The organism is Bordetella ansorpii (genome assembly GCF_900078705.1).
GTDB lineage: Bacteria > Pseudomonadota > Gammaproteobacteria > Burkholderiales > Burkholderiaceae_B > Bordetella > Bordetella ansorpii_A.
This window is the reverse complement of record NZ_FKIF01000001.1, coordinates 185,598-206,541: the sequence shown is the minus strand read 5'-3', so window position 1 is coordinate 206,541 and position 20,944 is coordinate 185,598. Positions and strand designations below refer to the sequence as shown.

The 20,944-nt window shown below is 67.7% G+C and carries 18 protein-coding genes and 1 tRNA gene; 11 read left to right on the top strand and 8 right to left on the bottom strand.

The features are described 5' to 3' along the window. Nucleotides 1-142 precede the first annotated feature (142 nt). Nucleotides 143-1,582: an NAD-dependent succinate-semialdehyde dehydrogenase gene (locus tag A6745_RS00735; RefSeq protein WP_066122390.1), complete on the top strand. Its 1,440-nt coding sequence runs from the start codon at nucleotides 143-145 to the stop codon at nucleotides 1,580-1,582. Nucleotides 1,583-1,684: 102 nt separating this feature from the next. Here A6745_RS00735 and A6745_RS00730 read toward each other — a convergent pair whose 3' ends face one another. Both A6745_RS00730 and A6745_RS00725 read right to left on the bottom strand, forming a co-directional pair. Continuing rightward, nucleotides 1,685-2,185, bottom strand: a complete 501-nt coding sequence (locus tag A6745_RS00730; RefSeq protein WP_066122387.1) for a GNAT family N-acetyltransferase — start codon at nucleotides 2,183-2,185, stop codon at nucleotides 1,685-1,687. A 142-nt stretch (nucleotides 2,186-2,327) separates the two neighbouring features. Continuing rightward, entirely contained in the window at nucleotides 2,328-3,287 is a 960-nt protein-coding gene (locus tag A6745_RS00725) for a LysR family transcriptional regulator (protein WP_066122384.1), read from the bottom strand. Between the two features lie 229 nt (nucleotides 3,288-3,516). On the opposite strand from A6745_RS00725, the gene hydA reads away from it, so the two are divergent. The 8 genes from hydA to A6745_RS00685 all read left to right on the top strand — a co-directional run bounded on the left by hydA (nucleotide 3,517) and on the right by A6745_RS00685 (nucleotide 11,277). Continuing rightward, a complete protein-coding gene (gene hydA, locus A6745_RS00720; protein WP_066122381.1) occupies nucleotides 3,517-5,013 on the top strand; it encodes a dihydropyrimidinase in 1,497 nt (498 codons plus the stop codon). A 62-nt stretch (nucleotides 5,014-5,075) separates the two neighbouring features. Continuing rightward, a complete protein-coding gene (locus A6745_RS00715; RefSeq protein WP_066123645.1) occupies nucleotides 5,076-5,927 on the top strand; it encodes a transporter substrate-binding domain-containing protein in 852 nt (283 codons plus the stop codon). A gap of 28 nt (nucleotides 5,928-5,955) precedes the next feature. After that, entirely contained in the window at nucleotides 5,956-6,708 is a 753-nt protein-coding gene (locus A6745_RS00710; RefSeq protein WP_066122378.1) for an amino acid ABC transporter ATP-binding protein, read from the top strand. Then, the gene (locus A6745_RS00705; RefSeq protein WP_066122375.1) at nucleotides 6,708-7,385 is read left to right on the top strand and encodes an amino acid ABC transporter permease; all 678 of its coding nucleotides are present in this window, start codon (nucleotides 6,708-6,710) and stop codon (nucleotides 7,383-7,385) included. The genes A6745_RS00710 and A6745_RS00705 overlap by 1 nt, the downstream gene beginning before the upstream one ends. Before the next feature lie 14 nt (nucleotides 7,386-7,399). Beyond that, nucleotides 7,400-8,068 (top strand): amino acid ABC transporter permease, encoded by a 669-nt coding sequence (locus tag A6745_RS00700; RefSeq protein WP_066122374.1) that lies wholly within the window; start codon nucleotides 7,400-7,402, stop codon nucleotides 8,066-8,068. Between the two features lie 94 nt (nucleotides 8,069-8,162). After that, nucleotides 8,163-9,116, top strand: a complete 954-nt coding sequence (locus A6745_RS00695; protein ID WP_066122369.1) for a dihydrodipicolinate synthase family protein — start codon at nucleotides 8,163-8,165, stop codon at nucleotides 9,114-9,116. 71 nt (nucleotides 9,117-9,187) lie between these two features. Continuing rightward, nucleotides 9,188-9,847, top strand: a complete 660-nt coding sequence (locus A6745_RS00690) for an aspartate/glutamate racemase family protein (protein WP_066122368.1) — start codon at nucleotides 9,188-9,190, stop codon at nucleotides 9,845-9,847. 5 nt (nucleotides 9,848-9,852) lie between these two features. Then, nucleotides 9,853-11,277 carry an FAD-binding oxidoreductase gene (locus A6745_RS00685; protein ID WP_066122365.1) on the top strand — a complete coding sequence of 475 codons (1,425 nt, stop codon included), beginning with the start codon at nucleotides 9,853-9,855 and terminating at the stop codon, nucleotides 11,275-11,277. A gap of 217 nt (nucleotides 11,278-11,494) precedes the next feature. Here the strand turns inward: A6745_RS00685 and A6745_RS00680 are convergent, their stop codons facing one another. The 4 genes from A6745_RS00680 to A6745_RS00665 form a co-directional block, all read right to left on the bottom strand. Beyond that, the gene (locus A6745_RS00680) at nucleotides 11,495-12,259 is read right to left on the bottom strand and encodes an SDR family oxidoreductase (RefSeq protein ID WP_066122363.1); all 765 of its coding nucleotides are present in this window, start codon (nucleotides 12,257-12,259) and stop codon (nucleotides 11,495-11,497) included. After that, nucleotides 12,256-13,212, bottom strand: a complete 957-nt coding sequence (locus A6745_RS00675) for a 3-hydroxyacyl-CoA dehydrogenase NAD-binding domain-containing protein (RefSeq protein WP_066122354.1) — start codon at nucleotides 13,210-13,212, stop codon at nucleotides 12,256-12,258. Before A6745_RS00675 ends, A6745_RS00680 begins: the two co-directional genes overlap by 4 nt. Nucleotides 13,213-13,288: 76 nt before the next feature. After that, a complete protein-coding gene (locus A6745_RS00670) occupies nucleotides 13,289-13,978 on the bottom strand; it encodes a class I SAM-dependent methyltransferase (RefSeq protein ID WP_082852826.1) in 690 nt (229 codons plus the stop codon). 378 nt (nucleotides 13,979-14,356) lie between these two features. Further along, nucleotides 14,357-15,817, bottom strand: a complete 1,461-nt coding sequence (locus tag A6745_RS00665; protein WP_066123639.1) for a phospholipase D-like domain-containing protein — start codon at nucleotides 15,815-15,817, stop codon at nucleotides 14,357-14,359. 163 nt (nucleotides 15,818-15,980) lie between these two features. Between A6745_RS00665 and A6745_RS00660 the strand changes: the two genes are divergently transcribed. Beyond that, nucleotides 15,981-16,056 (top strand) — tRNA-His (locus A6745_RS00660). A 325-nt stretch (nucleotides 16,057-16,381) separates the two neighbouring features. Continuing rightward, on the top strand, nucleotides 16,382-17,275 hold the full coding sequence (locus A6745_RS00655; protein WP_066122352.1) for a LysR family transcriptional regulator: 894 nt from the start codon (nucleotides 16,382-16,384) through the stop codon (nucleotides 17,273-17,275). 63 nt (nucleotides 17,276-17,338) lie between these two features. Here A6745_RS00655 and ligD read toward each other — a convergent pair whose 3' ends face one another. Together ligD and ku are read right to left on the bottom strand one after the other, a co-directional pair. Next, nucleotides 17,339-19,882 (bottom strand): DNA ligase D, encoded by a 2,544-nt coding sequence (gene ligD / locus A6745_RS00650; protein ID WP_066122348.1) that lies wholly within the window; start codon nucleotides 19,880-19,882, stop codon nucleotides 17,339-17,341. A 2-nt stretch (nucleotides 19,883-19,884) separates the two neighbouring features. Continuing rightward, on the bottom strand, nucleotides 19,885-20,808 hold the full coding sequence (gene ku / locus A6745_RS00645; RefSeq protein ID WP_066122345.1) for a non-homologous end joining protein Ku: 924 nt from the start codon (nucleotides 20,806-20,808) through the stop codon (nucleotides 19,885-19,887). Nucleotides 20,809-20,944 lie beyond the last annotated feature (136 nt).

Genomic DNA, 20,944 nt, shown 5'->3' with positions numbered 1-20,944 from the left:
GTTTTCCCCGATGCGGGGCGTGTTCCGCGCACCGGGCAAATGGCCGCGCGGGGTTACGCGATCCGGGCCGGCAGTGATAGTCTCTTGCCCGATACCGGCGGCGTGACGCCGCGGCACCCAGACACAACCTTATGGAGATGGCATGAGCAACTACCCCGACACCCTGCTGTTGATCGACAACGAGTGGCGCGAAGCCCGCGGCAACCAGCGCATCGACGTCGTCAACCCCGCCACCGGAAGCAAGATCGGGCAGGTGGCCAGCGCGTCGCGCGAAGACCTGGATCTGGCCCTGGCCGCCGCCCAGCGCGGTTTCGAGACCTGGCGCAACATGTCGGCCCACGAGCGCTGCGCCATCATGCGCAAGACCGCCGTGCTGGTGCGCGAGCGCGCCGAGGCCATCGCCCGCCTGCTGACGCAGGAACAGGGCAAGCCGCTGGTCGAGGCCAAGGGCGAAGTCATGGCCGGCGCCGACATCATCGACTGGTTCGCCAACGAAGCCCTGCGCGTCTACGGCCGCATCATCCCGGCCCGCAACGTCAATGCCCAGCAGATGGTGCTGAAAGAGCCCGTCGGCCCCGTGGCCGCCTTCACGCCCTGGAACTTCCCCGTCAACCAGATCGTGCGCAAGATCGGCGCCGCGCTGGCCTCGGGCTGCTCTTTCCTGGTCAAGGCCCCGGAAGAGACTCCCGCTTCGCCCGCCGCGCTGCTGAACTGCTTCGTCGACGCCGGCATCCCGAAGGGCGTGGTCGGCCTGGTGTTCGGCTCGCCGGCCGAGATCTCCAGCTACCTGATCCCGCACCCGATCATCCGCAAGATCACGTTCACGGGTTCCACCCCGGTGGGCAAGCAGCTGGCCGCGCTGGCCGGCCAGCACATGAAGCGCGTCACCATGGAACTGGGCGGCCACGCGCCGGTGATCGTGGCGCAGGACGCGGACGTCGAACTGGCCGTCAAGGCGGCGGGCGCGGCCAAGTTCCGCAACGCCGGCCAGGTGTGCATTTCGCCCACCCGCTTCCTGGTGCACAAGGACCTGAAAAGCCAGTTCGAGCAGGCCATGGTGGCCCACGCCGAGAAGCTGAAGCTGGGCGACGGCCTGGCCGAAGGCACCACGCTGGGCCCCCTGGCCAACGACCGCCGCCTGTCGGCCATGGACAAGGTCGTGAAGAACGCCGCCGAAAAGGGCGCCCGCGTCGCCACCGGCGGCGAGCGCGTCGGCAATGCCGGCAACTTCTTCGCGCCCACCATCCTGACCGACGTGCCGCTGGACGCCGACGTGTTCAACGAAGAACCCTTCGGCCCCATCGCGGCCATCCGCAGCTTCGAGAACCTCGAAGACGCCATCCTCGAGGCCAATCGCCTGCCGTTCGGCCTGGCCGCCTACGCCTTCACGCGTTCGTTCAAGAACGTCACCGAACTGTCGCGCCGCCTGGAAGTGGGCATGGTCTGGATCAACCAGCCGGCCACTCCGTCGGCCGAACTGCCTTTCGGCGGCGTGAAGGATTCGGGCTACGGCACCGAAGGCGGGTTCGAGGCGCTGGAACCCTATCTCGTCACCAAGGCGGTGTCGGTGGTGGGCGTCTAAGCCTGCCGCCACGCGCGTACGGCGGGCTTCTCCGCCCGCCTGACGCGCTCCTCGTCGCGCAGGTTCTGGAGCACGGCGGGGGAACCGCGCGGCCCGTGCCGCTCAGCCGTTCAGCGTCATCATCATTTCGTGCCAGGCCATGCCGCCATGGTTCGAGGCGGACGGCTTCACGTAGCGGTAGCCGAGCTTTTCGTACAGCGCGACGTGGCGGTCCCTGCACATCAGGTGGATGGTCTTCTTGCCCATCTGGCGCATCTGGGCCACGAAGGCCCGCATCATCCGCGTGGCATGGCCCTTGCCCTGTTCGGCGGGGTCCAGCACCACCGACATGACGACGACGTTCGGGGCTTGCGGATCGTGTCCGACCAGTTCCTTGAAGGCCTCGTCGGACATCACGACCTCATGCGCGCAGCCGGAATTGATGAAGCCGATGACGCGGCCCGCGCGTTCCAGGATCAGGAAGCCTTGCGGATACCGCGCGATTCGGGTGGCGATCTTTTCCCGGGTGGCGGCTTCGTCGCCCTCGTAGGCCGAGATTTCGATGGCGTGGCAGCGGTCGGTGTCCTGCGGCCGGGCCTGGCGGAAAGCGACTTCGTGATCCATGGCGATGCGTGCTCAAAGACGGATTGAAACCCGCCTATGCTAGTGCAATGCCGGGATGCGTGCGCCGGGTCGGGCCGTGCCGCCACATCCTTCCGGCTTGCACACCCGCGTGGCCGAGGCCGGGAATTTCCCCAGCGTCGTTTCAGCCGCGCGCGGTCTTGCCTGGCGCATCATCCATGGGCGGCGGCACGGCGGGAGGCATTTCCGCGTGGCCGTCCTTGCGGATCACTTCCTTCAACGTATCGATGAACGACTGCGATATCTGCGACAAGGGCTCGTCGCGCAGCCGCACCAGATAGGCCTTGAGCGCCGGCCCGTCCGCGATGGGCCGCGTGACGAAGCGGCTGGCCGACCAGCTGCGCGCCGAGAACTGGTCGACCAGCGCCACGCCCGCGCCGGCCTGCACCAGCGAACACGCATTCTGCGGCGATCCCACTTCCACCACCGGCCGCAGCGAGATGCCGGCGGCGTCGCACATGGCCTGCACCATCTGGCCGAAGGGCGAGGTCTTCTCGTACGAGATGAAGGGATAGGGCAGCAGGTCCTTGATTTCCAGGATGGCGCGGCGCGACAGCGGGTGGTTGTAGGGGCAGATGCATACCAGGCTGGCATCGGCCAGCTCTTCCTGCTCCAGGTTGGGGTGATGGATGGGCAGGATGGTGATGGCCAGGTCGGCCTGGCGCTTGACCAGCCGGTCGGTCAGCGGCAGGTGCGTCAGGTAGTGGAACGTGAGCTTCACGTTCGGATGCGTGTGCCGGTAGCTGGCGATGGCGGTGGGGATGAGCATCTGGCCGATGCTGGGACTGGCCACGATGTTGAGGATGCCTTCCTGGTGCTCGAACAGTTCGCGCGCCATGTCGTTCACGCGCTGTACGCCGTCGTAGACGATCTCGACCTCGTGGAACAGTTTCCTGGCCTCTTGCGTGGGATGCAGGCGGCCGCGGATGCGCTCGAACAGCGCGAAGCCGATGCGCTGCTCGGTGTGCGACAGCAGCCGGCTGACGGCGGGCTGCGAGACGAACAGCAGCTCGGACGCGCCCCGGATGGTGCCGGTGATCATCACCGCGCGGAACACCTCGATCTGGCGAATGTTGAGCTTCATGCTGGATGGCTATTCGACCCAAGGGTTAACACCTATGCCGAGTTCGGCGATGAAGGTGCGCATGCAAGCGCCATTTTGCCCTGGAAAACAAAGGCCGTCCCATGCCGCAATGACGGGATACACGGAAAACCCTTAACACGGTGTTAAGGGTGGGCGTCAAAGAATCAATGGTCACGAGGGGGTTGGCGGGAACAGAATTTCCCTCGACACGGACATCGCGAGCCTCACCATGCAGCATTCGACAGACGCCACGCAGCCTTTCGACCTGGTCATCCGCAATGGCCGGATCTCCAACGCCGACCGCACCTTCCATGCCGATATCGGCGTGCGCGATGGCGTCATCGCCGGGATCGGCGAGAACCTGCCGGCGGGCAGGGAAGACGTCGACGCCAGGGGGCTGTGGGTGCTGCCGGGCGGCATCGACAGCCACACCCACATCGAGCAGTTGTCGGGCATGGGCGTGATGTGCGCCGACGATTTCTACTCGGGCACGGTATCGGCGGCCTTCGGTGGCACCACCACCATCCTGTCGTTCTGCGCGCAGCACCGCAACGACCGCATTCCCGACGTGCTGCGGGACTATTCGCGCCGGGCGCGCGAGAAAGCCGTCATCGACTACGGCTTCCACCTGATCCTGACGAATCCCGACGAACAGGCGCTGACGAAGGACCTGCCGGCGGTGATCGAGGGAGGCATCACGTCGCTGAAGGTCTACATGACCTACGACAAACTGAAGCTGGACGACTACGAGCTGCTCGACGTGCTGGCGGTGGCGGGCGAGTACGGCGCCATGGTGATGCTGCACGCCGAGAATCACGACATGATCCGCTGGGTGGCGCGCCGCCTGCTGGAACGCGGCCACAAGGCGCCGAAGTTCCACGCGGTGGCCCACGACCCGCTCGCCGAGTCCGAGGCCACGCACCGCGCCATCGCGCTGTCGAGGCTGGTGGATGTGCCGGTGCTGATCGTGCACGTGGCCGGCGGCGAAACCATCGACATCATCCGCAAGGCGCAGAACCTGGGCGCGCAGGTATTTTCCGAAAGCTGCCCCCAGTACCTGTTCCTGGAAGCCGGGGACTCGGACCTGCCCGGCGTGGAGGGCGCCAAGTTCTGCTGCAGCCCGCCGCCGGGCGACAAGGCCTCGCAAGAGGCGGTGTGGGAAGGCTTCAAGGACGGCACGCTGAACGTGTACTCGTCCGATCATGCGCCCTACCGGTTCGACGAGTCGGGCAAGCTGCCCAAGGGTGACGCCACCACGTTCAAGGAAATGGCCAATGGCGTGCCCGGCATCGAGCTGCGCCTGCCGCTGCTGTTCTCCGAAGGTGTGATGACGGGCCGCATGAGCGTAGAACAGTTCGTGGCCCTGACCGCCACCAATCACGCGCGGATGTACGGCCTGGCCCCGAGGAAGGGAGCGATCGCCGTGGGCGCCGACGCCGACCTGGTGCTGTGGGACACCGAACGGCGCACCACGGTGACGGCCGGCATGCTGCACGACCAGGTGGGCTACACGCCGTACGAGGGCCGCGAGCTGCGGGGCTGGCCCATCCAGGTGTACAGCCGCGGCCGCTGCGTGGTGAGGGACGACACCCTGCACGTCGAACGCGGCAGCGGACAGTTCATCGCCCGTTCGCGTCCGCAACCCGTCATCGAACGCCGCGCCGATCCGTCGCGCGGATTGTTCAGCCAATACGTCGGCTTGAAGCCGGCTGCCGAGAACAGATAAACGGGCAGCCCGGCTTCGGATTTCCAGCGCTTTCACTTGCACATCATTCAAGGGGAATGTCCATGCAAAGTCTCAATCTGTTCCGCCGTTGCCTGGTGGCCGGCGCCTTCCTGGCCTGCGCGGCAACCTCGTCCTTCGCGCAGAACACGCCGATCAGGACGGCCGTCGACGCGACCTTCGCGCCGCATGCCATGGCCAACCTGGGCGGCGGCGTGCAGGGCTTCAACGTCGACCTGGGCCGCGAGATCGCCAAGCGCCTGGGCCGCGAGATGAACATCGAACCGGCCGAGTTCTCGGGCCTGGTGCCGGGGCTGAACAGCCGCCGCTACGACTTTCTGATCGCGCCCGTGACGGTGACCCCCGAGCGCGCCAGGTCGCTGCTGTTCACCGAGGGCTATCTCGATACCGACTACACCTTCCTCGGCCGCAAGGACGCGCCGCCGCTGAAATCCCTGGAGGCGCTCAAGGGCAAGGTGATCGCGGTGAACAAGGGCTCGAACTACGAGGCGTGGGCCAGCGAGAACGCCGCCAAGTATGGCTTCCGCTATGACGTGTACGGCGGCAACGCCGATGCCGTGCAGGCCGTGCAGGCGTCGCGCGCCGACTACAACCTGGCCGGCACCACGGTGGTGGCCTGGGCCGCCCGGCAGAATGCCCGCCTGGCCACCAGCTACACCATCAAGACGGGCCTGGTCTGGGCGCTGGCGTTCCGCAAGGACGACGAGGAAGGCCGCGCGCGGGTGTCCAACGTGCTGAAGTGCATGAAGCAGGACGGCACGGTGAAGAAGCTGGCCGAGAAGTGGTTCGGCTTCACGCCGGAAGCCGGCAGTTGGGCCGTGCGCGTGGCGCCGGGCACGGGCGTGCCCGGCATGGAGGGCTACGACGCCACGCCCGTGACGCCGAAGTGCTCGTGATACCAGCCTGACCAGACCAGGAGGCGCCATGGGCACCCAAGTCATTCTCGAGATAGCCGACCTGTGCAAGCAGTACGGCGGCAATCAGGTCCTGCGCGGCGTCAGCCTGCGGGTGAACAAGGGCGAGCTGGTGTGCGTCATCGGCCCTTCCGGTTCCGGCAAGAGCACCATGCTGCGCTGCTGCAACCTGCTGGAAGTGCCGACCTCCGGCCGCATCGTGGCCAACGGCCATGACGTGATGGATGCGAAGACGGACGTGAACCGCATGCGCCAGGACGTGGGCATGGTGTTCCAGCAGTTCAACCTGTATCCGCACCTGACCGCCCTGGGCAACGTCACGCTGGCGCTGTGCAAGGTGCAGAAGCGCGGCCGTGCGCAAGCCGAGAAGATGGCCCGCGCGGCGCTGGAGCGCGTCGGGCTGGGCCACAAGGCCGGCGCCATGCCGTCGCAGCTGTCCGGCGGCCAGCAGCAGCGCGTGGGCATCGCCCGCGCCATCGCCCTGCAGCCGCAGATCATCCTGTTCGACGAACCCACCAGCGCGCTGGATCCCGAACTGGTCGAAGACGTGCTGAGCGTGATGCGCGAGCTGCGCGAAAGCGGCATGACCATGCTGGTGGTCACGCACGAGATGGCTTTCGCGCATGCCGCGGCCGACAGGGTCGTGTTCATGGACGGCGGCGTGGTCGTCGAGGAAGGATCGGCGCAGGACCTGTTCGAGCGGCCCCGGCAGCCGCGCACGCAGAGTTTCCTGTCGCGCTACGCAAGCAGGCTGGCCCATTGATGGAAAGCCTGAACGGTTTCTTCTTCACGTTCTTCAACATGGACGTCGCGGCGCAGTACGCGCCGGCGCTGGCGCGCGGCGCGCTGTTGACGGTTGCCACCGGCGCGGCGGTGGTGGTGACCGGCACGGCGCTGGGCATCGTGCTGGCCATCCTGCGCGCGTTGCAGTGGCGTCCCTTGACGTTGCTGATCGTTGCCTTCGCCGACGTGCTGCGTTCGCTGCCGCCGCTGGTGATCCTGATCGTCCTGTACTTCGGCCTGCCCGAAGCGGGCCTGCCGCTGTCGGCGCTGTTCGTGACCTGGTTCACGCTGTCGCTGGTGCTGGCGGCGTATGCCGAAGAAAGCGTGTGGGCGGGCATCTCGTCGCTGCCCGCGGGCCAGATGGAGGCGGCGCGCTCGACCGGCCTGAGCTGGTGGCTGGCGATGCGCTGGGTCGTGCTGCCGCAGGCCGTGCGCCGCGCCGTGCCGACGCTGACCAACCGCATCATCTCCATCACCAAGAACACCGCGCTGGGCTCGGTGGTGTCGTTGGGCGAGCTGCTGAACGCGGCGCAAGGGGCCAGCAGCCTGTCGGGCAACCCCACGCCGCTGATGATGGCCGCGCTGGCGTACGTGGTGATCTTTCTTCCGCTCGTGGTGTTCTCTCGCTGGCTTGAGCGGAACTGGGTACGCGGCTGAGGCCGGGAGCCGACATGGAAAACCTCATCCAGAGTTTCTTCAACCTGCAGACCTACCGGGACGTGTTCCCGTATCTGCTGCAGGGCCTGTGGACCACCGTGTGGCTGTCGGCCATCGTGATTCCGCTGGGCGCGCTGGCCGGCTTGCTGCTGGCCGTGGCGCTGACGCAATCCGGCAGCCGCGCGCTGCGCGGACTGGTGATCGCCTGCATCGATTTCTTCCGCGCGTTTCCGCCGCTGGTGCTGCTGATCCTCGTGTATTTCGGGTGGCCCTTCCTGGGGGTCGAGCTGGACAAGCTGACGGCGGTGATCATCGCCTTCTGCCTGAACAACGCCAGCTATTTCGCCGAGGTGTTCCGGGCCGGCATCGAGGGGGTTCCCAAGGGCCAGATGGAAGCGGCGCGCTCGACGGGCCTGGCCCGCTGGCAGGCGCTGCTGTACGTGGTGATTCCGCAGGCCACGCGCAACGTGCTGCCCGACCTGGTCGGCAACGGCATCGAGGTGCTGAAGCTGACGACGATCGCCAGCGTGGTGGCCCTGCCCGAACTGTTGCGCGCCGCCCGCGATGCGCAGTCGCTGCTCTACAGCCCGTCGCCCGTCGTGCTGGCCGCGCTGATGTACCTGGCGCTGCTGTGGCCGCTGACGCGCTGGCTCGGCCGCCTGGAGCACAAGCGGGCGCGCTGACCGGGGCATGCCTTGTCGATATGCGGGGCGCCCTCCTCGTGAAGACATGATGCCCCGCGCGGGCCAACCGAATTTTCATGGAGTGATTCCAGACATGCCAACCGAACAGAACAACCGCCTGACCGAACAGGCATCCGGCGTCTACATCATTGCAGCCACCCCGTTTGGAGACGACGGCGAGGTCGACCTGTACAGCGTCGACAGCCTGACGGATTTCTACCTGGAGCAGGGCGTCACCGGTTTCACCATCCTGGGCATGATGGGCGAGGCGCCCAAGCTGAGCGAGGCCGAGACCACGCAGGTGATGGCGCGCATCATGAAGCGCGTGGCGGGCCGGGTGCCCGTGGTGGTGGGCGTCAGCCACCCCTCCAACCGGCACGTCGAACGCCTGTCGAAAGAGGCGATGGACCTGGGCGCCGCCGGCGTCATGCTGGCGCCCGTGCCGAACCTGAAGACGGACGAGCAGGTCTACGGCTACTACGCCGGGGCCCTCGACACGCTGGGCCCCGGCATTCCCGTCTGCCTGCAGGATTTTCCGCAGGCCACCGGCGTGCACATGTCGGTGCCGGTGGTGCACCGCCTGGTCGACGATTTCGAACAGGTCGTGATGCTCAAGCACGAAGACTTCCCCGGCATGCGCAAGCTGAGCCAGATCCGCCAGGCCAGCGACGCCGGCGAGCATCGCCGCGTCAGCATTCTGGTGGGCAACGGCGGCCTGTTCCTGCCGCAGGAAATGCTGCGCGGCGCCGACGGCGCCATGACGGGCTTCGCCTATCCCGAAATGCTGGTGCGGGTGTGCGCGCTGTTCGACCAGGGCAGGCCGGAAGCGGCCGAGGACCTGTTCAACGTCTACCTGCCGTTGCTGCGCCATGAGTTCCAGTACGGCATCGGCCTGGCGCTGCGCAAGGAAACCCTGCGCCGCCGCGGCGCGATCCGCTCGGCTTTCGTGCGCAGACCCGGCCCGCGGCTGGACAGGACGGACCTGGACGAATTGACGCGCCTGACCGCGCGCCAGGAGGCGGCGCTGGCGAAGTTCGAGGCCCGGTGATCGAGCCAGGCGGGATCGGGCCGTCATCGCGGCCCGCCGATAAACGCGTGCGGAGCCGCCCAGGAGGCGTCATGGCGAAGAAGCTGTATGTCATCAATCCCAACAGCAACACGGCGGTCACGGCGGGCATCGATGCCGCGCTGGACGTGTTGCGCCAGGAGGGCGGCCCCGTCATCGAATGCGTGACGTTGGCCGAGGGGCCGCCCGGGGTACAGACCCAGGCGGACGTCGATCGGGCGGCGGTGCTGGTGCGGGCGTTCGCCGAGGCGCACAGGCCGGATGCGGCGGGTTTCGTCACCGCCTGCTTCAGCGACCCGGGGCTGCATTCGCTGCGCGAGATCCCGGGCATGGTCTCCATGGGCATCAGCGAGGGCGCCGCGCTGACCGCGATGACGCTGGGCCAGCGCTTCGGGGTCATCGCGATCCTGGAGGCCTCGATTCCCCGGCATCTGCGCGCCTGGGCCGCGATGGGCGTGTCCTCGCGCCTGGCGGGCGAGGTGTCCATCGGCCGCACGGTGGCCGAACTGGCCGACAGCGACGCCACCCTGGCGGGCATGGCCGCCGCCGGCAAGGTGCTGCGCGACACGCACCGCGCCGACGTGCTGGTCATGGGTTGCGCCGGCATGGCGCGCTTTCGCGAAAGCTTGCAGGACGCCGTGGGCCTGCCGGTGGTCGAGCCCAGCCAGGCCACGGTGGCCATGGCGCTGGGCCGCCTGCGCCTGGGCTGGTGAGCGCCATGGAAGCCTTTCCCCATCATCACTCGCAGTTCCTGCAGCGCCTGCATGCCATCGTGGGCGATGCGGGATTGGTGGCGGATGCGGACCAGAAGGCCGCCCACGACGTCGACTGGCTGAAGAAGTGGCGGGGCCGCAGCAGCGCCGTGGTGCGGCCCGCCAATACCGGGGAAGTGTCGAGGGTGATGCGGCTGTGCCACGACACGCGCACGCCCCTGGTCACGCAGGGCGGCAACACGGGCATGAGCGGCGGCGCGACGCCCGACGACAGCGGCGCGCAATTGATACTGAGCACGTCGCGCCTGCGCGCCATCCGCGACGTGGATCCGCTGAACAACACGCTGACCGCCGAGGCCGGCGTGCTGCTGGCGCACGTGCAGGAGGCCGCGCGGCAGGTGAACCGCTATTTTCCGCTGAGTCTCGGCTCCGAAGGCAGTTGCACCATCGGCGGCAATCTGGCGACGAACGCGGGCGGCATTGCCGTGCTGCGCTATGGCAATACGCGCGACCTGGCGCTGGGCCTGGAAGTGGTGCTGCCGGACGGCCGCATCTGGAACGGCCTGCGCGCGCTGCGCAAGGACAACACCGGGTATGCGTTGCGAGACCTGTTCATCGGCTCGGAAGGCACGCTGGGCGTGATCACGGCTGCGGTGCTCAAGCTGTATCCGAGGCCGGCCGCGCGCGCGGCGGCCTGGATCGGTTGCGCCGGCATGGAGGCGCTGTTGCAGGTGCTGGCGCTGATGCGCGAGACCTGCAGCGACCGGCTGGTGGCGTTCGAGATGATGACCGAGCAGTCCGTGCAACTGGTGATGGGCCACGTGGCCGACGTGCGGCGTCCTCTGGAAAGCCCGCATCGCTTCCACGCCCTGATCGAACTGGCCGACACGCGCGAGGCCGGCCTGGCGCAGATGCTGGAAGGCACCCTGGAAAGCGCCATCGCTTCCGGCTGGGTCGAGGATGCCGCCATCGGCGTGAACCTGGCGCAGCGGCAGGCCTTCTGGAAAGTGCGCGAAGGCATCTCGCAGGCGCAGGTGCGAGCGGGCAAGGCCATCAAGCATGACATCGCCTTGCCCATCTCGCGCCTGCCGGGTTTCGTCGATGCCGCCTGCGCGGCGGTGCGCGGCGAACTGAAGGACGCGAAGATCATCAACTTCGGCCACTTGGGCGATGGCAACCTGCACTTCAACGTGCTGATGCCGCTCGCCATCCCGCCCGCCGAGATGGCGAGCACCGTGCAGCGCCTGAACCGCGTGGTGCACGATCTGGTGAACGAGGCGGGCGGCAGCATCAGCGCCGAGCATGGCGTGGGCCAACTGCGGCGCGACGAGCTGCGCCACTACAAGTCCGCCGTGGAGTTCGACCTGATGATGCTGCTGAAGCAATCGATGGATCCGAACCAGATCATGAACCCCGGCAAGCTGCTTTGAGTTTCCCGGCGTAGAGGATGTAAAGAGGTGGATCCCGGAATCGCCGGCCAGACGGCGAACTCCTGGCCGGGCGTGGTCGTGCCAATTCCCAATCCGGGCCGGCCGAACGCGTTGCGCACCAGCCCGCCGGCCTGGCGCGAGGATCGTCCGGTGGAACTGGTGGCCGCCGACCGCGCCGCCACGATGCCGCCGGGCCGTCTTCGCATGCGCAAGGGGATCACCCCGCGTACTGCATGTCGTTGTCGATGGGCAGCATCTGCCCCGAGATGGACTTACCGGCGTCCGACGCCAGGAACAGCGCCAGCGCGGCGATATCCTTCGGATCGACGAAACGCCGCAGCGATTGCGCCGCCATCGCTGTCTCGCGTTCGTCGTCCACCGAGCGTCCGCTGACCGAGGCGCGCCCGGCCAGCACGTTCTCGATGCGCTCGCCCGCCACCGCGCCAGGCAGGATGGCGTTGACGCGGATGCCGTCCTCGCCCAGTTCGCGCGACAGCGTCTTGGTGAAGCCGATCAGTCCCCACTTGCTGGCCGAGTACGCGCTGCGGTTGGAATAGCCATAGCGGCCCGCCACCGAGGACATCACGATGATGCAGGCCTGCCGCGACTGCTTCAGGAAAGGGATGGCCAGCCGAGTCACATTGAATGTGCCGGACAGGTTCACGCGCATCACCTGATCCCAGGCGATGGGATCATAGTGTTCCACCGGCGAGGTGGGTCCGGCGATGCCCGCGTTGTTGACCAGCACGTCCAGGCCGCCCATCAGCCGGATGGCCGTGGGTACGGCGCGTTCGATGTCTGCCAGGTCGCAGACATCGCAACGCGAGGTGCGTATGCCCGGCAGCTCCCGGGCCAGCGCGGCCAGGCCCGCATCGTCGATGTCCAGCACACAGACCTGGTCGCCGGCCGCGGCGAAGGCGCGCGCGATCTCGCGGCCGATGCCGCCCGCCCCCGCGGTGATCAGGACTTTCCTGCCGCTCATGCCGCGGCGTCCGGAGGCAGGCTGGTCGCCGCCTTCAGGCGCAGCAGCTCGATCAGGACCTTGTCGCGCCGCGTTTCCAGCCAGAACGGGGTGAGATTGCCGGTGGCCTCGTCCACGCCTTCGACGACCTTGTCCTTCAGCGAGTCGCTGAGCACCGGTTGGCCCAGGTCCTTCCACCAGTCTTCGATGGGGCCGCCCAGGTGCGCCAGCATGTGGTCGATGCCGCCATTGCCGCCGGACAGGTGCATGTTCAGGAAGGGGCCCAGCAGCGCCCAGCGCAGGCCCGGGCCGTGCGCGATCACGGTGTCGATGTCGGCCACGCTGGCCACGCCCTGGTCCACCAGGTGAAAGGCCTCGCGCCACAACGCGGCTTGCAGGCGATTGGCGATATGGCCGCTGACCTCGCGCTTCACATGCACGGGACGCTTGCCCAGGTCCGTGTAGAAATCCATGGCGCGCTGGATGGCTTCGGCGGAGGTCTGTTCGCCGCCGCAGACTTCGACCAGCGGAATCAGGTGCGGGGGATTGAAGGGATGGCCCAGCACCACCCGCCCGGGATGCACGCACGCCTGCTGCATCGCCGTGACCGACAGGCCGGACGAGCTGGAGGCCAGCAGCGTCTCGGCCGGCGCGGCGGCATCCATGCGGCGGAACAGATCCACCTTCAGGTCGATGCGCTCGGGCGCGCTTTCCTGCACGAAGGATGCATCCGCGACAGCCTCTTCCAGCGACGCCGTGAAGCGCAGGCGGGCAGGGTCGGCGCCGGGCGACAGGCCCAGCGCCTGCATGGTCGGCCATTGCGCGGCGACGCGCGCGTGCAGGGCGGACTCCGCCCGCGGGGACGGGTCGGTGGCGACGACGTCGTAGCCGCGGGCCAGGAACAGCGTGGCCCAGTTGGCGCCAATGACCCCGGTCGAGACAATGGCGACTTTCTTCGTGTTTTGTGCGTGCATCTGGTCTCCTCCTGACCGCCTTTTTTAGCGGGATGATGAACAGTACCATCCTGGCGGCAACAGCAGACCGTCGATCTCAATCAATCCAGCGCCTGCGCCGCGTGATCTTCCAGACCTGCGCCGGCGGCACGTTGAGATATACGACACGCGTGCGGCGCGCGCGCAGGCCCAGGCGCGAGAGCGCGCGCGGCGAGATCGGACAGCGCCAGCCATACGTGAACAGATAGCAGGCCCCGCCCGGTTGCAGGTGCGAGAACGTGCTGCGCATGATGTGCGCCTGCTGGCGCACCGGGAAATTCAGCAGCGGCAGGCCGCAGACGGCCGATGCGGCCTGCCGGCCGCCGAACAGCGGCACGGCCATCAACTTGCCGGCATCGGCCTGGCAGACCTGCGCGCGCGGAAAGCGTTCGGCCAACTGCCGGGCGAAGGCCTCGTCCATCTCGATCAGCGCCAGGTCTTCCTGCGCCACGCCGCGCGCCAGCAGGGCGCGCGTGAAGACGCCGGTGCCGCTGCCCAGCTCCAGCACGGGGCCGTCCTCGGGCCGGATCTCGCGCGTGATGGCGGCGGCCAACGCGGGACTGGACGGCAGCACGGCGCCGATGCCCCGGGGGTTGGCGCGCCAGGCGCGGTAGAAATTCCATTGTTCGGTCAGCCAGCGCGAAGTGGCGCCGGGCTCGCGCTCGGGGCGGCACTGGCTGACGCGCTGCCAGAATATGCCGAACAGGGCGTACAAGGGATCGAGGTGTTGCCGGACTCTGTATGTCATTGTGCGGTTCCTGAACTCGGTGGAGACGCCGGCCGCTGGGCGCGGGGGCCGGTGCCCGGGATGGGAGCGGAAGCAATGGGCGCCTGGCCGGGGGGCTTCACGCGAAAGGACGTTGCTGTCAGGCGGCCCTTGCATGGAAAAGTTCCGGATCGTCGACGCCGAGGGGCGCGGCCCCAGCAGGCCGCGCCGGCCGGTGGTGGAACGATCCGCTGCCGGGACCGCATCGTTTCGGTGCGGGCATCGTCCAGGCACGAGGGCGGGACGCCGGGCGGTAGAGGGCCCACGATGCCCACGGCGACGCGCGGGCGGGCGATGCGGGGCGCATGTGGGCGGGCGCGCCGGGCAGGTCCCTAGCGTATCAAACGTCGAGGCCCTCGATCAAAGATAGGGGGTCGCCAGCCAGATCACGCGGTTGCGCAGGCGCTGCGCGAAGGGCATGCCGCGCAATTCGTCCAGCGTGACGCGGTGCGCGCCGCCGATCAGCGTGTCGATGCGGCCGCCGATCCAGAGCGCCAGGTCGTGGTCGTAGACCTCGGTATCCAGCTCGAAATTCAGCCGCAGGCTGCGCGGGTCCAGGTTGGACGAGCCGATGTAAGACCACGAATCGTCCACCGTCATCAGCTTGGAATGGTCGAACGGCCCGTGCGTGCGCCAGACGCGGCAGCCGGTGCGCACCACCTGGTCCAACTGCGCCGTCATGGCGTAGTTGACCAGCCGCAGGTTGTTCGAGCCCGGAATCACGATGTCCACCTCGATGCCGCGCCGGGCCGCGGTGGCCAGCGCGCCGATCAGCGTCTGGTCGGGCAGGAAGTAGGGCGACTGGATGCGCACGTGGCGTTGCGCCACCGCCAGCGCGCCCAGCAGCATGGCATGCGTGGAACCCAGCGCGCGGTCGGGGCCCGAGGGCACGCAGCGCATGGGCACCGTGCCCGCGCCGCGCGCCAGCGACTTGGGAAACCAGTCCTCGCCTTGCAGCGTTTCGCGGGTGGTGAAGTTCCAGTCATGCGCGAACACGGCGCTCAACTGGGCCACCACGGGGCCTTGCAGGCTGAAGTGGGTGTCGCCGTTGGTGCGGTCGCCGGACAGGGCATGCACGAAGGCCGCGCGCACGTTCATGCCTCCCGTGAAGCCCCGCACGCCGTCCACCACCAGGATCTTGCGGTGGCTGCGCAGGTTGGCATAGGGCATGCGCAACAGGCCCAGCGGGTTGGTCATGAAGCGCGCGGTGGGCACGCCCGCGCGCGCCAGCATGCGCACGATGGGCGGCCGCGAATAGTGGCTGCCGATGGCGTCGATCAGCACGCGCACCTGTACGCCGCGCTTGTGGGCCTCGATCAGCGCCAGGGCCAGTTCGCGGCCGACGGGGTCGTTGTCGAAGATGTAGCTTTGCAGGGCGACGCTGCGTTTGGCGGCATTGATGGCCTCCAGCATGGCGGGATAGGCGTCGTCGCCGCCCGCCAGCGGCTGGATGGCGTTGCCGCCGACCAGCGGAAAGCGGCTGACCTGATCGCCCAGGAGGCGCAGCGAGGCGAACTGCGCGGCGCTGTAGGGCACCACGTCGATCACGTCGCGCGATTCCAAATGGCCCGCGTAGTCCAGCATGGCCTGGTCGCGCTGCTGCGACATGCGGGTCTGGCGGGTGCGGTTGATGCCGGCCGCCACGTAGAACAGGGCGCCGAATAGAGGCGAGAACAAGGCCAGGCCGACCCAGCCGATGGCCGCGCGCACGTCGTGCTTGGTCATGGCCGCATGCACCGCCGCGGCGGTGCCCGCGATGATGCTGAAGGCCAGCGCGACGTGCGGCCAGTAGCGGGTGACGAAATCCTCGAAGGCGTCCATGGGCATCGTGGGTGTCCTGGGCGGGGGAGGCGCGCCGGGGCCTAGGCCCTGGCACGGGGACGGATAGGTGCCACAAGGATAGCAAAGGAGGAGGCTGCAGATTTTTGACAGTCCATTTGGCGGGTGCGAAAAAGCTGTGCTATAGTTTCGCTTCTTTGCAGCGGTGGCTGTAGCTCAGTTGGTAGAGTCCTGGATTGTGATTCCAGTTGTCGTGGGTTCGAGCCCCATCAGCCACCCCACCGAATTTGCGAGAAATCGTTAGAAAAAGGCACTTGCGCGAAAGCGCAAGTGCCTTTTTCTTTCCCTCATCGAAACGGGAGCCGTCGTGGGGAGCGGTACGGTTTTCGGTAGAGGGGTGTCGAGCAGGACGAGCGCTTTTTCTGTGCCACGCGGCGCAGGCCGGTACCGGAACCCTGCCGGACGGGCCGGGATGCCATAAAGCATAAAGAGGAAGACACACTCCGCCATGCTCTGTCCCTAAAAATGGAAGGCAGGGGGTTATGCTTCGTCATGGCCCGGCGTGCCGATGACGCGCACTCCGGGCGGACCTTTCTTCCGCCTACGATGCACTTCGACCTCGCAGACATCCAGCTTTTCATCCACGTCGCCGAATCCTCCAGCCTGACCAAGGCATCGCGACGGGCGCACCTGTCGCTGCCTTCGGTCAGTTCGCGCATCAAGGCGCTGGAAGGCCAGCTCGGAAGCGTGCTGCTGTACCGCACCCACAGCGGCGTGGAACTGACGCCGTCCGGGCATCGCCTGTACGACCATGCCCGCGCCATCATGCGCAACGTGGATGCATTGAAAGGCGATTTCAGCGCGGGCGGCATCGACGCCACGGGCCGCATCCGCATCTTCGCCAACACCACCGCCGTCAACGGCTTCATGCCCGAGATCCTGGCGCCGTTCCTGGCCGAGCGGCCCGCCATCGTGGTCGACATGCAGGAGCGCAATACGCGCGACACGGTGCGCGCGGTGGCCGAGGGCTCCATCGACCTGGGCATTACCGCCGGGCCCGTGGCCGCACAGGGCCTGGAGCGCATTCCGTTCTATACCGACCGGCTGGTGCTGGGCGTGCCCGTGGGGCACGAACTGGCCCAGCGGCAGGACGTCTCCATCCTGGATTCACTGGAGTATCCGCACATCAGCCTGCACGACAACAGCACGCTGCTGACCTTCCTGCGCGACCAGATCGAGGCCAGCGGCCGGGCGTTCGCCCTGCGCATCCAGGTGCCGGGTTTCGAGTCGGTGTGCCGGCTGATCGAGGGCGGGGCGGGGGTCAGCGTGATTCCCGAGTCGACGGCGCGGCGCTACCAGCGGTCGATGGCCTTGCGGTTGGTGCCGCTGCAGGAGCCGTGGGCGGTGCGGCAACGGGACATCCTGGTGCGGGATCTGCAGGCCTTGCCGACCTACATCCGCGCATTGGTGGACGCGGTGGCGGCTTACAGGCAATTCTGAACGGAAGTATCGCGATAAGCCTCCTGGTTCGGCGCCGCCGGCCGATCCGTGAGACGACGGGGGCTATCTGAAATCCAGCGCCTTCATGGCCTTGCCCAGCGATTGGGCCGCATAGTCTTCCCAGGGCTCGTTGCCGACATCCAGGCGCTCATGGATGCCGGAGATCGTCCAGTGCGCCGAACTCGATAGGCCGGGCAGTTCGTCCCAGGCAATCGGCACCGAGATGCCCAGCCCGGGGCGGGCGCGGGCGGACCAGGCGGCGACGGTGGTGGCGCCGAAGCCGTTGCGCAGATAGTCGACGAAGATCCTGCCCACGCGGTTCTTCGGGCCGCTCTTGGCGACGAAGCGGTCCGGCACGGTGCTGGCGAGGTGGCGGACGATGGCTTCCGAGAACTGGCGGACGGTGTCCCAATCGTATTGTCTGCGTAGCGGGACGACGACGTGCAGGCCCTTGCCGCCGCTGGTCTTCAACCAGCATTTCAGGTGCAGTTCGTGCAGCAGGGCTCGCAGCAGCCGCGCGGCTTCCTGCATCGCCTTCCACGGCACGCCTTCGCCGGGGTCCAGGTCGAACAGCATGCGGTCGGGACGGGCGATGGCGGTCTTGACGGCGTTCCAGGTGTGGAACTCGACGACGTTCATCTGTGCCGCGGACAGGATGCCCAGGCCGGACATCACTTCCATCATGGGGGGATGGCCGGGACTCAGCTTCCGGGGCAGCGGCTTCACGCCGGCGATGTCGTGGTCGAGGTGCTTCTGGAAGAACTGCTGGTGATCGACGCCTCGAGGGGCTCGCATGAAGGCGACGGGGCGTGCCTTCAGATGCGGCAGCATCAGCGGGGCGACCCGTCCGTAGTATCGGGCCAGGTCCAGTTTGGTCAGGCCCGTGGACGGGTCGATGACGCGGTCGGGGTGCGAGAGTTTGCCGATGCTTTCGCGCGGCGATGCCGTCTTCGCGCGAGGGGCCTTGCCGGCGTGGGCGGACCGGGCCGGCGTCGTTCTGGCAGCCTGCCTGCCGCCAGTGTCCGCCGGTGCTTCAGGCTCGATGCGCCGCGGATCGAGCGCCTGTTCCCGCGTGACGGCCTGCGCGGGCTTGTCGGCGCGCAGGCCGCGGAACACGGGGTGGCGCGCATGGCCGGACTGGGTCCACTCGCTGAACGACACCTCGGCCACCAGCTCCGGCCGTACCCATTGAGGACGGCCTTGCACGCCCTTGGCGCTGGCCAGGGGGCAATCGCCGGTGCGCAGGGCGTCCAGCCGTTTTTTCAGGCGCGCCAGCAGCGCGTCGTCGAAGCCCGAGCCGACGTTGCCGGCATAGCGCAGCTTGCCCCTTTCGTCGTGCACGGCCAGCGCCAGCGCGCCAAAGCCCACGCGGCTGCCCTTCGGCGCGGTGTAGCCCACCACCACGAACTCCTGCCGTTGGCCGCATTTCAGCTTGATCCAGCTGTCCGAGCGGCGCGACACGTACGTCGAATCCCGCCGCTTGCCGATGATGCCTTCCAGGCCCATGCGGCAGGCCGAGGCCACCAGGTCCTTGGGACGGGCGTCCAGCGCCGCGCTGAACTGCACGGCCTTGCGGCGGATGGGCGCGATCATCTCTTCGAGCAGCGCGCGCCGCAGGTGCAGCGGTTCGCCGCGCAGGTCGCGGCCCGCCACGTAGGGCATGTCGAAGGCGAAGAACTGGATGCGCGCGGGGCGCTCGGCGTCGAAGGCGTTCTGCAGGGCCTGGAAGCTGGGCACGCCGTTTTCCTCCATGACGACGATCTCGCCATCGATCCAGCCGTCGGCCCTGGCGCGGCCCAGCGCCTGCGCGATCCGCGGCAGCCTGGCGGTCCAGTCGTGGCCGTTGCGGGTGTACAGCCGCACTTCGCCTGCCTCGATACGGGCCAGGATGCGGTAGCCGTCGAACTTGAGTTCGTACAGCCAGTCTTGCGGCGAAGCGGGGGCGTGTTCCACGAGGGTGGCAAGCTGCGGGGACAGGGTCCGGGGCAGCGCGCAGGATACGCCGGGCAGGTCGTCGCCGGATGCCTCGGCGCCGCTTTTCTCCGGCTTCCCGGTTGCCTTGCCGCGCAAAGGCACCACGCTGTCCGGCATCTCGTCCACCACGCTGAAATCTCCCTCGTCGCGCGCGAACGCGTCGCGATCCTTGATCAGCAGCCAGGTCGGCTTTTTCTCATCCCCGCGCAGTCTCACCAGCGCCCATTCGCCCTGCATCTTCGACCCATGCAGCGCGAATTTCAGATGCCCCTTGCGGTAGCCCTGGCGCGGATCGCCCAGCGGTTCCCAGGTGCCTTCGTCCCAGATGATGACCTTGCCCGCGCCATACTGGCCCGCGGGGATCTCGCCTTCGAACTGGTTGTAGGCGATGGGATGGTCCTCGACCTGCACGGCCATGCGCTTGATGGAAGGGTCGTAGCAGGGGCCCTTGGGTACGGCCCAGCTCTTCATCGCGCCGTCCAGTTCCAGCCGCAGGTCGTAGTGCAGCCGCGTGGCCCAATGCTTCTGGATGACGAAGGCAGGCTGGCGCGCGTTGGCGCGGCCGCCACCCTTGGGTTCGGCGGTGACCTTGAAATCCCGTTTCTGCCGATAGGTCTTCAGGGCGGCGGGCATGGTCAGGCCGCCTTGCGAGCGCGGGTTCCTGTCTTGGCGGCCGGTTTCTTCGACGCGCGCTTGGCGGGCGTCTTCCTTGCCGCCTTCTTCGCGGCGGGCTTGCGCGCCGCCTTCGACGATGCCCCTCGCTTGCCCTTCAGGCTGCGCTGCAGCAGCTCGGTCAGGTCGATGACGTTGTCGCCCTCATAGCGCGGCGTCTCCTCCTGCGGCTCGATCACGGTCTTGGTCTTGCCGGCCTTCACCTTCTTGTCCACCAGTCCCATGATGGCGTGGCGGAATTCGTCCTTGAAGTCGTCCGGATTCCAATCGCCGGACATGTCCTCGATCAGCATGCGCGCCATTTTCTGCTCGCTGGCGCTGGCGGCCATGCCCTTGGCGCCGGCGCGGGGCAGATCCAGGTCGGACAGCGGCCTGACCTCGTCGCCCCAGCGCATCAGGTTCAGCACCAGCGCGTCGCCAGCCGGTATCAATGCGGCCAGGTGCTGCTTGGTCTGGATGACGACTTTGGCGATGCCTATCCTGCCGCTCTTGGCGAGCGTGTCGCGCAGCAGCGCGTACACCTTGTGCCCCTTGTTGATCGGCTCGATGTAGTAGGGGCGCTCCAGGTACACGAACGACACCTGCGCCGCCTCGACGAACATCTGGATCTCGATGGTCTGCGTGGTGCGGGGGTAGGCCTGCTCGATCTCGCCCTGCGAGAGGATCACGTACTCGCCCTTTTCGTACTGCACCCCCTTCACGATGTTCTCGCGGTCGATCTCCTTGCCCGTGCGCTTGTTGATCCGCTTGTAGCCCACGGGGTCCATCGACCGCTTGTCCAGCCAGTCGAAGTCCACGCCGGATTCCGTGGCGGCCGTGTGCAGGCCGACGGGGATATGAACCAGGCCGAACGAGATCGCGCCTTTCCAGAGGGTGCGTGTGGCCATCGTGTCCTCCTGATGTGATCGAGGCTTGCAAGGGGACGTCTGGTCAGCAACCCGCGTGCCTGGCGAGCCCAGGGACGGGTGTGCACCGCCGCGTCGTCCCTGGGATTGCTGCGCGAGGCGCCGCCCCGGCGCGGCG